The following is a 14,822-nucleotide window of genomic DNA, read 5'->3' on the forward strand; positions in this document are numbered from 1 at the left end:
GGCGTACCCGCACCACCGCCGGCAGTCGGCGTACCCGCGCCAGGGCCGGCCGCCGAGCCCGCGCCCGCGCCGGCCGGCGTGCCCGCGCCACCGGCCAGCGCCGGTGCGCCCGCGCTCCCGTCGGCCGCCGTGGCCGCGTCGCCGGCCGGGCCGGTGCCGACCGGGTCGCCGAGCAGCCGGCGTACGCCGTCGAGCATGTCGGCCCGCAGCACCTCGTCCGGTACGTCGGCGAAGAAGACGACCGGGTCGCTGCACATGGCGACCGCCTGCACCGCCCGCACCCGCTCCCGGCGCCCCGCGTCCACCCCGGCGATCAGGTCGTTGGCCCGCATCGCGATCCGCATCAGACGGTGGAAGGTGTCGCCCCGGGTGATCAGCGCGATGTCGTGGAAGAGCATGCCGAGCGGGCGGCGATGGGTCAGCATCGTCTCGACCCAGCCCTCCAGCACCGCCCAGCGGGCGCGCTCGGCCGGCCCCGCCTCGGCCGCGTCGAGCAGCGCCTCCAGGTCGGACACCAGCGGCTCGATCAGGGCGGTGAGCAGGTGCTCCTTGGTGGGGAAGTGGTAGAGGATCGCGGCCTTGGTCAGCCGCAGCCGCTCGCCAATCTGCCGCAGCGGCGTGCGCTGGTAGCCGTGCTCGGCGAACAGGTCGAGCGCGGCGCGCAGGATCCGGGTACGCGTGTCGTCGGGCGCCTCGACGGTCATGGCGGCAAGCCTAGCCGCGACTGACCGGTGGCAGGCGACACTGTTGATTCGCCTGACCAGCGGTCAGTACAGTGGAGCCGTCGGCACCACCAGCGGCAGGAGGGGTCATGCCCGTCATCTCCATCGACGACCTGGTCAAGACATTCGGCAGCGTCCGTGCGCTCGACGGGCTCGACCTGCGGGTCGGGGCGGGGGAGGTGCACGGTTTCCTCGGCCCCAACGGCTCCGGCAAGTCCACCACCATCCGCGTCCTGCTCGGCCTGCTGCGCCGCGACGCGGGCGATGTGCGGGTGTTCGACGCCGACCCCTGGCGGGACGCGGTCGCCCTGCACCGCCGCCTGGCGTACGTGCCCGGCGACGTGAACCTCTGGCCCAACCTCTCCGGCGGCGAGGCGATCGACCTCTTCGGCCAGCTGCGCGGCGGCCTCGACCGGCGCCGCCGCGACGCTCTGCTGGAGCGCTTCGACCTCGACCCGACGCGCAAGTGCCGCACCTACTCGAAGGGCAACCGGCAGAAGGTCGCCATCGTCGCCGCCTTCGCCTCGAACGTCGAGCTCTACGTGCTCGACGAGCCGACCTCCGGGCTCGACCCGCTGATGGAGGCCGTGTTCCAGGACGAGGTCCGCCAACTCAAGCACGACGGCGCCACCGTCCTGCTCTCCAGCCACGTGCTGGCCGAGGTCGAGGCGCTCTGCGACCGGGTCAGCATCATCCGCGAGGGCCGCACCGTCGAGTCCGGCACCCTGACCGAGCTGCGCCACCTGACGCGTACGGCGGTGACGGTGGAGACCGCGCGACCGGCGACGGGCCTGGACGCCCTGCCCGGCGTCCACGAGGTGCGCGAGGTCGACGGGCGCACCCACCTGGAGGTCGAGCCCGCCCACCTCGACGAACTGCTCGGGCACCTCGTCGGCTTCGGCGTCCGCGCGCTGACCAGTGCCCCGCCCACCCTGGAGGAGCTGTTCCTGCGCCACTACGGCGACGAGCGCCCCGCCGTCGCCGCCGGCCCCTCCGCGCCGGTGGCGGGCCCGACCGACGGCCACCGCCCCGGCGCCGACCGCCCGGCGGGTGCCCGGTGAGCGCGTTCACCGGCACCGGGCGGCTCGCCCGGCTCGTGCTGCGCCGCGACCGGGTCCGGCTCGCCGTCTGGGTGCTCGGCACGCCCCTGCTCGGCTACGCCCTCGCCGGCAGCGTCAAGGGCTTCTACCCGGACGAGGCGGCCCGCGTCGGGTACGCCAGCACGTCGGCGTCCAGCCTGGTCGCCCGCGCGTTCAACGGGCCGATCGTCGGCACCGACCTCGGCGCGGTGGTGGTCGCCGAGACGTACGTGACGCTGGCCCTGCTCGCCGCGCTGCTGAGCACCTTCGCGGTGGTGCGGCACACCCGGCAGAACGAGGAGACCGGCCGGGCGGAGCTGCTCGGCGCCTCCGTCGTCGGCCGGTACGCGCTGCTCACCGCCGCCCTGCTGGTGGTCGTCACGGCGAACGTGGCCGCCACGGTCCTGCTCGCCGCCGCCCTGGCCGGCGCCGGCCTGCCGCTCGCCGGCTCCGTCGCCGCGGCCGCCGCCGTCGGTGGCGTCGGGGTGGCGTTCACCGGCGTCGCCGCCGTCACCGCCCAGCTGTCGGTCACCTCCCGGGGCGCCAACGCGCTCGCCGCCGCCGCCGTCGGTGTCGCCTTCCTGCTCCGCGCGGCCGGTGACGTCCTGGGCGAGCAGACCGACGGCGGCCTGCGGGTGGTCAGCGCCTGGCCGTCCTGGCTCTCGCCGCTCGGCTGGGGCAACCAGGTCCGCGCCTTCGGCGGCGAACGCTGGTGGGTGCTGGCGCTGCCCGTCGCGCTGCTGGTCGCCGGGGTGGCGTGCGCCTACGCCCTCGCCGAGCGGCGGGACATCGGCGCCGGGCTCGTCGCGCCCCGGCGCGGGCCCGCCACGGCCGCGCCCGGGCTGCTCAGCCCCGCCGGGCTGGCCTGGCGGTTGCAGCGCGGCGCGCTGCTCGGCTGGGCGGTCGGGGTGGCGGTGCTCGGGTTCTCGATGGGCATCGCCGGCGACGAGTTCAACGCCATGATCGAGGAGAACCCGGCCGCCGCCGAGGCGATCAGCGCGATGGGCGGCGGCGCGCGGCTGATCGACGCGTACCTGGCGGCGATGCTGGGGCTGTTCGCGCTGACCATCGGGGCGTACGTCGTGCAGGCGTTGCTGCGCACGCGCGGCGACGAGACCGACGGGGTGCTGGAGGCGGTGCTGGCCACCGCGGTCGGCCGCACCCGCTGGCTGGCCACCCAGGTCGCCGCGGCGACGCTCGGCGCGCTCGCCCTGGTGCTGCTGGGCGGGCTCACCACCGGGCTCGGCTACGGCCTGGTCGCCGGCGACCCCGTCGGCCGGGCGGTCGAGCTGGGCGGGGCGGCGCTGGTGCGGCTGCCGGCCCTGCTGGTGGTCGCCGGGGTGGTGACGGCGCTGTTCGGCCTGCTGCCCCGCTGGTCGGTGGTGCTGTCCTGGGCGGCGCTGATCGTGTTCCTGCTGCTCGGGCAGTTGGGCGCGGTGCTCGACCTGCCGCAGGCGGCGCTGAACCTGTCGCCGTACACCCATGTGCCGTCGGCGCCGGCGGTCGACCCGGCGGCGCTGCCGCTGGTCGTGCTGACGGGGGTGGCGGTGGCACTGCTCGCGGCCGGGACGGCCGGCTTCCGTCGCCGCGACGTCCCGAGCTGACCGCCCGGGTACGAAGACGCCGGACGCCCGCGAAGGGAGCGGGGCGTCCGGAGGTGCTCCCCGGTTCGGGCGGGGGCTCCTCCGGACGCCGCGCGGTCAGCGGGGTGCCGGCCGGCGGTCAGCCCAGCTCGGCGAGTACCTTCTGGACCACGGAATCGGTGGCCAGGCCGTACCGGTCGTGCAGCGTCGGCAGGGCACCCGCGGCCAGGAACTCGTCCGGCAGCGCGACCGGCACGACCCGCTTGCCGAGCCCGGCCCGGACCACGGCCGAGGCGACCGTCTCGAAGAGCCCGCCGACCACCGTGTGGTTCTCCAGCGTGAGCACCAGCCGGTCGCTGTCGACCTCGGCCAGGACGGTCTCGCTGTCGAACGGCTTGATCGTCGGCGTGTGGACGACCGCCACGTCGACCCGATGCCGCGCCAACCGCTCCGCGGCCTGCAACGCCCGCATGGTCATCAGGCCGCTGGAGACGAGCACGACGTCGGCGCCGCCGCGCAGCACGGCGGCCTTTCCGAGCCGGAACGTGTAGTCGTACTCGTCGAGGACCGTCGGCACCTTGCCGCGCAGCAGGCGCAGGTAGGTCGGCCCGTCGCTCGCGGCGAGCTGGGGCACCGCCTGGGCGATGTCGACCGAGTCGCACGGGTCGACGATGGTCAGGTTCGGCATGCCCCGGAAGATCGCGATGTCCTCGGTCGCCTGGTGGCTGGGGCCGTAGCCGGTGGTGAGGCCGGGCAGGCCCCCGACGATGTTGACGTTCAGGTTCGGCTCGGCGATGTCCAGGCAGAGGAAATCGTAGGCCCGCCGCGCGGCGAACACCGCGTACGTCGAGGCGAACGGCACCAGGCCGACCTCGGCCATGCCCGCCGCCGCGCCCAGCAGCAGCTGCTCGGCCATGCCCATCTGGAAGAACCGCTCCGGGTGGGCCTTGGCGAAGATGTGCATGTCGGTGTACTTGCCCAGGTCGGCGGTGAGCCCGACGACCCGCTGGTCCTGCTCGGCGAGCGCGGCCAGGGCGTGGCCGAAGGGCGCGTCCGCGGTCTTCTGACCGGGGTCGGCGAAGGACGCGATCATCGCCGACGTGGTGAGTCGCTTCGGTGCCGTCGCGCTGGTCATCGTGCCTCTCCTGCCTGGTGTCCTGCCGTCAACTGCTGGCGGCACAGCTCCCACTCGTCCGCGTCGATCCGCATGAAGTGCGCCTTCTCGCGGGTCTCGAGCAGCGGCACGCCGCGCCCGATCCGGGTGTCGCAGAGGATCACCGAGGGGCGCCCGTGCGACTCGGCCTGCGCGGCGACCGCGTCGAAGGCCGTGAGCAGCGCCTCGACGTCGTTGCCGTCGACCCGCTGCGTGAACCAGCCCGACGCCGCCCACTTCTGCTCGGCCGGCTCGATCTGGAGCACGGACTCCGTCCGGCCGTCGGCCTGCAGCGCGTTCATGTCGACCAGCGCCGTCAGGTGGCCCAGCCGGTGGTGCGCCGCCCCCATGGCCGCCTCCCACGTCGAGCCCTCGTTCAGCTCGCCGTCGGAGAGGAAATTGATGATCCGCGCGTCGCGGCCCTGGTGGCGCAGGCCGAGCGCCATGCCCACCGCGACGGTCAGCCCGTGCCCCAGCGAGCCGCCGGAAATCTCCATGCCCGGGGTGTATGAGGCCATGCCGGACATCGGCAGGCGCGAGCCGTCCGAGCCGTACGTCTGCAGTTCCTCGACCGGGACGATGCCCGCCTCGGCGAGGGCGGCGTAGAGCGCGATGGCGTAGTGGCCGGTGGAGAGCAGGAACCGGTCCCGGTCCGGCCAGTGCACGTCGTCGGGCCGGTGGCGCAGCTGGTCGACGTAGACGGCGGCCAGCACGTCGGCGGCGCCGAGCGCCTGACCGACGTAACCCTGCCCCTGGGCCTCGCCCATGTTCAGGGCGTGGTGTCGCATCCGGTACGCCGCGTCGCGCACCCGCGCGGCCCGTGCCGGCAGGGCGGCCCGGGCGTCGGATCGCGGTTCGCTGATGGTGGTCACGTGGTTCAAGTCCTTCGGTCAGACGAGGGCGGGTCGGGTCTGGGGCGGTGTGGCCTGGGCGTCGCCGACCTTGGCCGGCGCCGTCTCGGGCGTGAAGGCGGCAGCGGCCGTGGAGACGACGCCGAGCAGCATGAACAGCACCGCCGGCCCGATCCAGCCGATCCAGCCGTAGAGGGCGGTCGCCCCGAAGGGCAGCAGGCCGGCCACCAGGGAGGCGCCGTTGTAGCCCAGCGAGATGCCGGACGAGCGGACGTCGCGGGGGAACTGCTCGGAGAACCAGGACGACTCGACGGCGAAGATGGGGTCGTGGCTCAGCAGCAGCCCCAGGGCCACCGCGACGATCACCATGATGACCGCCCCGGTGTTGATGAGCAGGAACATCGGGATACCGAAGGCGATGGTGAAGACAGAGCCGATCAGGAAGACCGGCTTGCGGCCGACACGGTCGGACAGCGCGCCGAACAGCAGGTGGCTGCCGAGGCCGAGGGCGGAGCCGACCATCGTGCCGATCAGCACGTTCTGCTTGTCGGTCAGCTCGGCCAGCACCACGTACGAGAGCATGAAGCTGGTGGTGACGTAGTAGCCGCCGGTTTCCGCCAGGCGGAGCGTGACGATCTTGAGGATGACCCGCCAGTCCCGCCGGAGCACCTCCAGCGCCGGGGCCTTGCGGATCTCGTTGTTCGCCTTCATCGCGGTGAAGTCGGGGGACTCGGCGACCCGCATCCGGATGAACAGGCCGACGCCGACCATCACGATGGAGAACAGGAACGGCGCCCGCCACACCCAGCTGCCCTCGAGCAGCGCCTCGCTGAGCAGGAAGGCGCCGTTGGCCAGCAGCAGCCCGGCGGGGATGCCGATCTGGGGCACCGCGCCGAAGAAGCCGCGGCGACGGGCCGGGGCGTGCTCGACGGCCATCAGGACCGCGCCGCCCCACTCGGCGCCGAAGCCGATGCCCTGGACGATCCGCAGCAGGATCAGCAGGATCGGCGCGATCACCCCCACCTGGCCGTACGTCGGCAGCACGCCGACCAGGACGGTCGCCACGCCCATGACGATGAGCGACCACATCAGGATGGTCTTGCGGCCCAGCCGGTCACCGTAGTGCCCGGCGAGGTAGCCGCCGAGGGGGCGGAAGAGGAAGCCGATGGCCAGCGTCGCGAATGACGCGAGCACACCGACGAGCTTCTCCTCCGTGTGGAAGAAGACCGTGCCGAAGTACGCCGCTGACGCGGTGCCGTAGATGAAGAAGTCGTAGCTCTCGACGGCCGTGCCGATCATCGAGGCGAAGGAGACCTTGCCGGGGTTGTCCTGGCGTGTGGCCACGCCGGTTGCCGCACTCATGTCCTGCTCCTTGCAATTACCGGTGGGGGTCGGTGAGGGACGGGTACGTCTCGATGACGCGCGAGTCGTCGCGCGTCGCCAGCCCCGCGTCGGCGGCCTGCTGGTAGCGCGCCCGGGCGATGTCCAGCAGCGGGGTGTCCGCGGCGGCGGCGCGGGCGGCGGCGGCCACGAGGCCGCTGTCCTTGACGAAGATGTTGATCGTGCTGGTGACCTCGACGTCGGTGCCCCGCAGCATCCGGGGCCCGCGGTCGGAGAGCATCCAGGAGCCGGCCGCGCCCTGCTCGATCAGGGAGAGCACCTGTTCCCGGTCGAGCCCGAGCCGCCCGGCCAGGGCGAGCGCCTCGGCGGCCGCCACGATGTGCACCGCGCAGAGGTGCTGGTTGACCACCTTGATGGCCTGGCCGTCGCCGACCGTCTCGCCCACCGGCCGGACGGTGCCGAACCGGTCGAGCACGACCCGGGCGGCGTCGACGTCGGTTGCGGCGCCCGAGGCGAACAGCGTCAGCTCGCCGGTGCGGGCCCGCGCCACCCCGCCGGTCACGGGTACGTCGACCACCCGCGCGCCGGCCGCCGCGAGCCGCTCGGCCTGCTGGCGTACGGCGTCCGGGCCCACCGTGCTCATCACGATCCACCGCTGCCCGGTCAGGTCCGCGGCCACCGCCTCGGTGACCAGGGCCTCCAGTTGGGCGGGGGTGGCGACCATGACCACCACGAAGTCCGCCCCGGGTGCGGCGGCGAACCGGTCGACGGCGGTCAGACCGGCGGATTCGGCACGTTCCCGGGCGGCCGGCACCGGATCCACGCCGGTAACCCGGTGGCCGGCGGCCACCAGTCGGCTCGCCATCGGCAGGCCGATGGCGCCGATGCCGACGAAGACGACGCTGGGGTTGCTCATCGCTGTCCCTTCGGTCCGGCGCCGGGCGGCGCCTCTGTGGTCAGGCTGTTTTCGGGTAGCGGCCACCCTGTGCGCGGCCGGGAACGCCGCGTCACGGGTGGGTGTGCAGTTCTGTGGGCAGTAGGCGGTGGGCCTACCGGCCGGGCTTCCCGGCCGACGCACCGGCGTCAGGGGAGGTGGTGAGGGAGGACCAGACCGTGAAGTGCCGGCGCATCGCGATCCGGGCGCCCTCGCCGTCGCGCTCGCCGATCGCCTCCACGATCCCGTAGTGCACGGTGTCGATCACCCTGGTCTTGCCCGCCTGCAGGGGCTCCCGCTCGGCGGCACGCCGGCGGCGCTCGACGACCTCGTCGCGCAGCGCGTGGCTCAGGCCGTCGTGCAGCAGGGTGAAGATCGGGTTGTCGACGATCCGGTAGAGCTTGCGGTGGAACTCCAGGTCCGCTTCCAGGGCGCGGTCGTCCTCACCGGCGGCGCTGGCCTGGATCATCTCGTCGACGAGGTTCCGCAGGGCGTCGACGTCGTCGGCCGTGGCCATCCGGGCGGCGGCCTCCGCGACCGACATCTCCAGCATCTCCCGGGCCGAGGTGAACTGGTCGTGGCTCAGGTGACCGAGTTGGCGGCAGAGGTCGAAGTAGAGCTGGATGAAGCTGGCGTCCGGCACGTCGAGGTAGGAACCCCGGCCCTGCGTGCGGTCGAGGAACCCGAGGATCTCCAGCATCGACAGCTGCTCCCGCAGCGCGCCCCGGCTGACGTCCAACGACGTGACCAGCTCGCGCTCGGTGGGCAGGCGGAGGCGGCCGGTCGACGGCTCGGGGCTCGCCCGCTCGGCGAGGCTTTGCACCAGCAGCGCCAGGTCGATGCCCATCCGCCCACCTCCGTGTGAGATTGGTCGTACCAATGCCCCGAGATTATGTCGGCGTTACGTGCGGGTCAACAAATTGGTCCAACCTTTTTGCGGCAGGGGGTGGGGGGCGCGCCTTCCCGCCATCGCCCTTTGATGGCGTGATGGCTGCTTAAAGTAAGGTGTTCGTGACTTGCAGTAGTTAGGGTCTGTGGGATGCCGGTGCAGAAGCACGACGACCGTCCGGTGGAGCGGCCGTCGGGTGTGGTGCCACCGGCCGTCGCGCTCGACGGCGTGACGGAACTGCGGCTGCACGGGGTCGGGGGCACGACACCGGAGAACCTGCTCGCCGACGTGGCGCCGCAACTCGTCTCCGGCGACGGGGTGACCGGTTTCTTCCGCACCGCCGACGTCAAGGGGCGGCACGTCGAGGCGTACTCCTGGGGCGGGCTGACCTCGCGCAGTGCCATCCGCGTGCTGTGGTTGCTGCTGCTGCCGTTCACGCTGGTCAACGTCGCGGGCTGGATGTGCACGCCGACGGCGTGGCGTGGCGCGCTCCGGTTCCGGGTGCACCGCGCGGTGGTCCGCTGAGCGGCGCTGGGCCTGACGGCCAATTTGCTGCTGCTCGTGGCGATGACCGCGATGGACGTCGTCGCCTACCAGCGCGGCGTCCGGGCCGCCTGCGCCGACCGGTGGTGGCTGCGGTGGCTGCACACCGACGGGTTCGTTGACCATCCGGCGCGGCGGGTCCTCGTCGGCGCCCTGGTGCCGTTGCTGGTCGCGGTCGGACTGCTGGTCCTCAGCGGCCGGTCCCTGTCCCGCTACGAGCAGGTTCCTCCACCGCAGCGGGGAGAGTCCCTGCGGGCGATGAGCGACGTGACGCCGGCCCGGCCCGGGGTGGGCCTGACCGACCCCGACTTCTTCAACGGTGGCGGCAGCGTCGCCCGGCTCGCGCTGCTGCACCTGGGTGCGGCCTGCGGCTTCGTCGGCTGGATCACCGCGTACACCGCCCGGTCGATCCCCCTGGCGGCGGGTGCGATGCCGACGTACGACGGGTTGGCCACCGTGGTGACCTGGCTCGCCGCGGCGGCCGCTCTGGGCGCGGTGCTGCTGCTGACGCCGTCCCGGATCGGGCGGGCGGCGGCGCTCTCCGTCGCCGGGCTCGGCCTGCTGGCGGTGATGTACGCCTGGGGCTTCCCCGCCTACTTCACGTGCACGGCCAACAGCCACCCGTCCTCGGCCGCCACTCCGGCTACTGGATCGACTCCCGCGTCTGGGACCTGGTCGACCGCTACGCGGAGGAGTTGCCGCTGCCCGGGAACCCGCCGCCCGCCGGCTGAGCGGGCGTGCAGCCGCCGGTGTGCCGTGGCGCGGCCGGGACACCGCGATCGTACGGCGGCCCCTACGCTCTCGAGGCGAGGCGGCCGGCACCGCCCGGGCAGGAGGCGACCGTGGTGCGACAGCGTGGGTACTGGCGGGAGAACGGCGACCAGGTCAGCGCGCAGGAAGCATGGGACATCTGGGCCGAGCACGCGTACGACCTCCTGGTCGAGGTGGCGCGGAGCTATCACGCGGTCATCACCTACGGCGAGCTGCGGGACAGATTCCAGGCGGCCTCGGGCATCAAGACGTCGGCCCTGCTGCAGAACTGGGTCGGAAACGTCCTCAACCGGGTCATCCGTGAGGCGCGTCGCCGGGGCGAGCCGCCGCTGAGCGCACTGGTCGTGCGGGTCGACGACGGAATGGTCGGCCCGGGATACGACGAGGTCCTCCGGATCATCGGGGAGCCGCCCGTGGCGGACGAGATCGCCCGGGAGGACCACGCCGCCCATGCCCGGCTGGCCTGCTACCGCCACTTCGGGGCGGTTCTTCCGGCAGGTGGCGGCGTGCCCGCGCTGGCGCCGAAGCTGCGGGAGACCCTGAAGCGCCGACGCGATCAGGCCCCGGAGCCTCGCCAGCCGGTGTGTGCCACCTGCTTCGTGCAGCTTCCGAAGAGCGGTGTCTGCGACTCCTGTGGGCCCTCGCGCCCTGCGGGCCCGGGCGAACGACAGGACCAACTCGGCCACACCGACGGTTGACGACCTGGCGGTCAGCACGTCGTCCAGCCGACGCCAGCGGCCCCCGGAGCTTCTGCTCCGGGGGCCGCCAGCCGTCAAGGATCGTCAGTCGTTCGTGGTGTCCCAGCCGTAGTCGGGCAGGTCGAAGAAGTCGTCACCGTCGACCCGGTCGACGGTGCCGTCGGCCAGGCCGCTGACCAGCGACTCGATGCCCGTCTGCACGCTCTGCACGAGCATGCCGTGCTGCTTCTGGCCCAGGTCGTCCTGCTGGCCGCGCACCTCGAACAGCACGGTGCCGGTGCCGTTGAGGGCGAACGCCGAGCGACCCTGGCCCGCGTACTCCCGGGCGTCCGGGTGGAGGTACCGGCCGATGGCCGCGAGCTTCGACTGGCTGCCGTACTTCGCGAGCATGCCGTTGGCGACGGTGAGGGCGTATCGGCGGGACTTGTCCTGGTCCAGCGCCGGCCACTCCGCCTTGTACGCGGCGCCGTCCTGCACGCCCAGCGGCGGGTAGTCGAGCGTGACGTTGATCAGGTTGCCGTCCTGCTCACCGCCGGTGATCCGGTTGCACGGCCCCATGTGGTGCAGGTCGATGTACGCGTCGACGGCGCCCTTCTCCTCCCGCAGATCCACGTAGACGTCGCGGACGGCCCGTGACTCGGGGGCGAGGAAGAACCCGGCGTCGGTGTCGCGGCCCGGCAGGTCGGCGGCGCTCGGCACGTAGTCGAGGTCCGGGTTGAAGTCCCGGTTCAGGTCGTAGCCGGGCAGGTCGATGCCGTCGCCGTTGAGCCGGTGGTACCAGGCGCGCGGGGCGCCGGCGAGCTGCGGGAACTCCGCGACCGTCTCGTCCCAGGACTGTACGTTGATGCGCCGGTTGAGCTCGCCGCCGTCGGGGTTGGTCATCGGCATGGCGACGAAGGTGACCTCGTTGAGGATCTGTCGCGTCTGCGTGTCACCGGCGCTGCCCAGGTGCTTGAGGATGTTGAGCAGCGCCTCGGTGCCGGTGCGCTCGTTGCCGTGGATCGCGCTGGTGACCAGCAGTACCTTGTCGCCGGTGCCGACCCGGGCCGCATACAGATCCCGGCCCTCCGGCGAGCGTCCGACCACCTCGACGTCCACCCGGCCGCCGCTGGTGCGCTCGATCTGCGCCAGCTGGTCGCCGACCTGCTCGTAGTCGAGCCAGCCCGACCAGGACGGGTCTTCGGCGACCTTGCAGCTCCCCTGCCCCGGTCCCTCGGGAGCGGCAGCGGAGACGGCCGGAGGGGTGAGCATCGAACCGGCCAGCGCGGCCGTCACGGCGGCGGCCAGGGCTGCGCGGGATCGGAGGATCGTCGACATTGTGTGAACTCGCACGCGGTACTCCTCTCGTGGATCCACCAACCACCGAGCGAGGCGCAGGAGAGCGCCGGTGACGCTCGGGGAGCGGACCACCTCTTCCTCTGGCGATCTTGACCTGCGCAAACGGCGGATCGCAATAGAAAGCAGGGAGTTTCCCGAGTTAAATGCATGTTTCCGGCCGACGTAGGGGTCCTGCCGCCCGGCGCGTAGGGGAGGCCGCCCGCCGTGCCGATCGCGCGGTACAGCGCCAGGCGCTCCTCACCGCGAATTCGTCGCCATCTTCACCGCTTGCCGAAGCGCGCGCGAACAGGTCGCAGCGGGACGCCTCGGATCTGGGGTGCTGGTGGCGGGCCGCAGCCCCGCCAGTCGCACGTAGATCTCGCGCTTGGCGGTCGCCTCGCCGCGACGGTCGAGGACGTAGCCGGTCAGCCAGATCCAGCCGGCGTACGTCGGTTGGTCGGCGACCGAGACGACGCGGAAGGTCAGGGCGCGATCCCCGGCGAACTGCACGGAGGCCCGGCCGTCGACGACGAGCAGGTCACCGGGGGAAGGGCAGGCGGTCACCAGTGACCGGAATTGCGGTGCTGTTCCTCCGGCGGCCGGCACTCCCGCGCGTGCATGGTCTGCCAGTCGCGCAGCGCCCGCCTGATCCGGTCGTTCTCCTGGGTGAGCAGCCGTACCGTCTCGTTGAGCATGGTTAGCTCGTCGGACACCCGGGCCTGGAACTCGCGTACCTCCACGGGGTCGACACCGCGCCGGCGCGCGGCGAACTCGCGGGTCCGCACCTCGTGCGGCGTCAACCGGCCCGGGTAGCCGGCGGGATGGGGCTGAGCGCCTCGGTACACCTGAGCCATGACAATCCTCTCTCGGGGGCAGGCGGGAACGCGCAGGCTCCGCGCGGTGAGGTCTGGAAGGGCGGGTCGTCCGCGAGGGGGCTGCGGACGACCCGCCCGCTCGGCCGCCGCAGCCCGATTCAGCGGTACGACAGCAGAGCAGCCGGACGGGGCCGGGACCGGCACGGGCACCCGCCCCGACCAGGGGGACGCCTCTGCTCCTTGTTGCCACGCAAGGGGAGAGGCGGTCCTCAACTTAGCTGTCCCAGTCACCGGAGTCAAACGATGAGTTGTTGCGAGGTGTCGTTGCGTGATCGAATTGGCGTGCCACGCAGGGGGAGTCATGCCAATCACTGCCGACTACATCCGCATCGCCGACGAGATCGTCGCCGACATCAGAGCGAAGAAGCTCAAGCCGGGCGACAAGCTGCCCTCAATCACGCAGCTCGCCACGACACACAAAGTCAGCCCGTCGACCGTCAAGCAGGTCTACGTGCGGCTCGAAGCGCTGCGAGTGATCTGGCGACACCAGGGCAAGGGTGTCTTCGTCAACGACCCGAAGCTCTGGATGCGGGAGCCCTGATCGGGGCGTCGCTCTTCTTCGGTCACCGGGTTGTCCAGCGGCGAACGGCGCTCGATCACTTGCTGCAAGCCCGGCCAGAATGGTGGGTGGCTTCCGGGCGATCGACAAACGATCATCGGCGCTTTAGCACGGTCTCGGGCGCGGGTGGGGGTTGTCCACAGCGGAGCCGTCGTCCACAGCGGTCGCGGGGCCACGTGGCAGGTGGTGGCCGAGTCCGGCACGGTCGACGGCGTGAACTCTGTGCTGCGGGCCCTGGCCAACCGCAACGGCGGGCTCGTCACCCGACGCGCCGCCCCCCAGGTGCTCCCGCGCTGGGTGCTGGAGGACGCGTCGCGCTCCGGACGCCTGTTCCGGCTGCTGCCCGGGGTCTACGTGGACGCCGCTCTGGTCGACGGCGTGGAGAGCGCGCCGCCGCTGGCCCGGGTCACCCCGCTCCTGGCCCGTCGGGCGGCCGTGGCCTACACGGGCGGACGCGGCGCCCTGAGCCACCTCACCGCCCTGGACGTGTGGAAGCTGCGCAGTCAGCCGCCCGGCGAACCGGTACACCTGAACGTGCCGATCGGGGCGGGGCTGCGCAGCGGGCCGCATCTGGTCGTTCACCATCGCCGGTCCTTCGCTCCGGAGCCACCTCATACGCTGGTACGCGACGGCGAGCCGGTCACCCGGTTGGACCGGACGCTCGTCGACGCCTGGCCGCTGCTGCCTCCGATGGACCGGCCGGCACCCCTCATCGGGGCGGTCAACGACCGCCTGACCACCCCGCAGCGGATCGCCGCCGCGTTGGCGACCGCGCCGAAGCTGGCGGATCGTGCCGCACTGCGAGGGCTGCTGGACCGGCTCGCCGCCGGCTGCCGAAGTCCGTTGGAGATATGGGGACACGACCACGTCTTCGTCGGGCCGGGAATGCCGGCGTTCGAGCGGCAGGTGCGGGTGCGACTGGGCGGACAGGTCGTCTACCTCGATCTGTTCGCCGAGGCCGAGCTGGTCGACATCGAGCTGGACGGCGCGACGACCCACGCGGACCCGCGGGAACGCGAGATCGACCTGCGACGCGACGCACTGTTGGCGACCAAGGGCATACTCGTCGTCCGCTTCACCCACCGCCGGCTGTTCCACGAACCCGACGAGGTGCGTCGCGAGAAGCTCGCCATCCTCGCGACCCGCCGCAGACAGGACGTCACGCGGATCCCAAGTTGAGGGCGGCAACCTCGACCGAGTGAGCGGCGGCCCGTCTCGGCACAGTTCTGCCGACACGAGCGCTTGACAGGGTGACCGGTGAAATCCATCCTCGCGCTCCGGCTGGTCATCAACCGATCATGCGAGTGATCGAGCCAAAGCCGATGGCCGGAAGCCGGGGGCCGGACGCCGAGGGCCGGGTCGGGGCCATGCGAGGAGTGCAGAACTGGCGCGACGCCGACGTCAGATCCCACGAGTTGAAGGTGCGGTGGCCCTGATCGTGTCCCTTGTGGAGGCGTCGGCCGTTCGGCGGGTGGCGCGGAGATCAACGTAGAGGCACGCTTGTCGG

16 protein-coding genes are annotated in these 14,822 nt (G+C 72.4%); 7 read left to right on the forward strand and 9 right to left on the reverse strand.

The window, feature by feature from the left end:
* A partial coding sequence (locus AB0G13_RS22115; RefSeq protein WP_357877115.1) for a helix-turn-helix domain-containing protein occupies positions 1-704 on the reverse strand: 704 nt, incomplete at its 3' end.
* A 107-nt stretch (positions 705-811) separates the two neighbouring features.
* On the opposite strand from AB0G13_RS22115, the gene AB0G13_RS22120 reads away from it, so the two are divergent.
* Together AB0G13_RS22120 and AB0G13_RS22125 are read left to right on the forward strand one after the other, a co-directional pair.
* Entirely contained in the window at positions 812-1,783 is a 972-nt protein-coding gene (locus AB0G13_RS22120; protein ID WP_357877118.1) for an ABC transporter ATP-binding protein, read from the forward strand.
* On the forward strand, positions 1,780-3,405 hold the full coding sequence (locus AB0G13_RS22125; protein WP_357877121.1) for an anibiotic ABC transporter: 1,626 nt from the start codon (positions 1,780-1,782) through the stop codon (positions 3,403-3,405). The genes AB0G13_RS22120 and AB0G13_RS22125 overlap by 4 nt, the downstream gene beginning before the upstream one ends.
* A 118-nt stretch (positions 3,406-3,523) precedes the next feature.
* Here AB0G13_RS22125 and AB0G13_RS22130 read toward each other — a convergent pair whose 3' ends face one another.
* From AB0G13_RS22130 to AB0G13_RS22150, 5 genes are read right to left on the reverse strand one after another with little or no spacing between them, the layout of a single operon-like run.
* A complete protein-coding gene (locus tag AB0G13_RS22130) occupies positions 3,524-4,519 on the reverse strand; it encodes a transketolase C-terminal domain-containing protein (RefSeq protein WP_357877124.1) in 996 nt (331 codons plus the stop codon).
* Positions 4,516-5,409, reverse strand: a complete 894-nt coding sequence (locus AB0G13_RS22135; RefSeq protein WP_357877127.1) for a transketolase — start codon at positions 5,407-5,409, stop codon at positions 4,516-4,518. The genes AB0G13_RS22130 and AB0G13_RS22135 overlap by 4 nt, the downstream gene beginning before the upstream one ends.
* Positions 5,410-5,427: 18 nt before the next feature.
* Positions 5,428-6,750, reverse strand: a complete 1,323-nt coding sequence (locus AB0G13_RS22140) for an MFS transporter (protein WP_357877130.1) — start codon at positions 6,748-6,750, stop codon at positions 5,428-5,430.
* A 16-nt stretch (positions 6,751-6,766) separates the two neighbouring features.
* Positions 6,767-7,807: an NAD(P)-dependent oxidoreductase gene (locus tag AB0G13_RS22145; protein ID WP_357877133.1), complete on the reverse strand. Its 1,041-nt coding sequence runs from the start codon at positions 7,805-7,807 to the stop codon at positions 6,767-6,769.
* Complete coding sequence (locus AB0G13_RS22150; RefSeq protein WP_357877135.1) at positions 7,779-8,510, reverse strand: FCD domain-containing protein; 732 nt, start codon at positions 8,508-8,510, stop codon at positions 7,779-7,781. The genes AB0G13_RS22145 and AB0G13_RS22150 overlap by 29 nt, the downstream gene beginning before the upstream one ends.
* A 192-nt stretch (positions 8,511-8,702) precedes the next feature.
* On the opposite strand from AB0G13_RS22150, the gene AB0G13_RS22155 reads away from it, so the two are divergent.
* The 3 genes from AB0G13_RS22155 (at position 8,703) to AB0G13_RS22165 (ending at position 10,564) form a co-directional block, all read left to right on the forward strand.
* Positions 8,703-9,077 carry a hypothetical protein gene (locus AB0G13_RS22155; protein ID WP_357877138.1) on the forward strand — a complete coding sequence of 125 codons (375 nt, stop codon included), beginning with the start codon at positions 8,703-8,705 and terminating at the stop codon, positions 9,075-9,077.
* Positions 9,078-9,697: 620 nt separating this feature from the next.
* Positions 9,698-9,826 carry a hypothetical protein gene (locus AB0G13_RS22160; protein WP_357877141.1) on the forward strand — a complete coding sequence of 43 codons (129 nt, stop codon included), beginning with the start codon at positions 9,698-9,700 and terminating at the stop codon, positions 9,824-9,826.
* Between the two features lie 111 nt (positions 9,827-9,937).
* Positions 9,938-10,564, forward strand: a complete 627-nt coding sequence (locus tag AB0G13_RS22165; protein ID WP_357877143.1) for a hypothetical protein — start codon at positions 9,938-9,940, stop codon at positions 10,562-10,564.
* Between the two features lie 84 nt (positions 10,565-10,648).
* On the opposite strand, the gene AB0G13_RS22170 is transcribed toward AB0G13_RS22165, so the two are convergent.
* From AB0G13_RS22170 to AB0G13_RS22180, 3 genes are all read right to left on the reverse strand, one after another.
* Complete coding sequence (locus tag AB0G13_RS22170) at positions 10,649-11,896, reverse strand: M14 family zinc carboxypeptidase (protein ID WP_357877145.1); 1,248 nt, start codon at positions 11,894-11,896, stop codon at positions 10,649-10,651.
* Between the two features lie 243 nt (positions 11,897-12,139).
* A complete protein-coding gene (locus tag AB0G13_RS22175; protein WP_357877191.1) occupies positions 12,140-12,448 on the reverse strand; it encodes a hypothetical protein in 309 nt (102 codons plus the stop codon).
* Complete coding sequence (locus AB0G13_RS22180) at positions 12,442-12,735, reverse strand: DivIVA domain-containing protein (protein ID WP_357877148.1); 294 nt, start codon at positions 12,733-12,735, stop codon at positions 12,442-12,444. Before AB0G13_RS22180 ends, AB0G13_RS22175 begins: the two co-directional genes overlap by 7 nt.
* Positions 12,736-13,057: 322 nt before the next feature.
* Between AB0G13_RS22180 and AB0G13_RS22185 the strand changes: the two genes are divergently transcribed.
* A complete protein-coding gene (locus AB0G13_RS22185; protein WP_357877194.1) occupies positions 13,058-13,297 on the forward strand; it encodes a winged helix-turn-helix domain-containing protein in 240 nt (79 codons plus the stop codon).
* A gap of 231 nt (positions 13,298-13,528) precedes the next feature.
* Positions 13,529-14,494 (forward strand): DUF559 domain-containing protein, encoded by a 966-nt coding sequence (locus AB0G13_RS22190; RefSeq protein WP_357877151.1) that lies wholly within the window; start codon positions 13,529-13,531, stop codon positions 14,492-14,494.
* The last annotated feature ends 328 nt before the right edge of the window (positions 14,495-14,822 follow it).

Source organism: Micromonospora sp. NPDC023633 (genome assembly GCF_040640035.1).
GTDB lineage: Bacteria > Actinomycetota > Actinomycetes > Mycobacteriales > Micromonosporaceae > Micromonospora.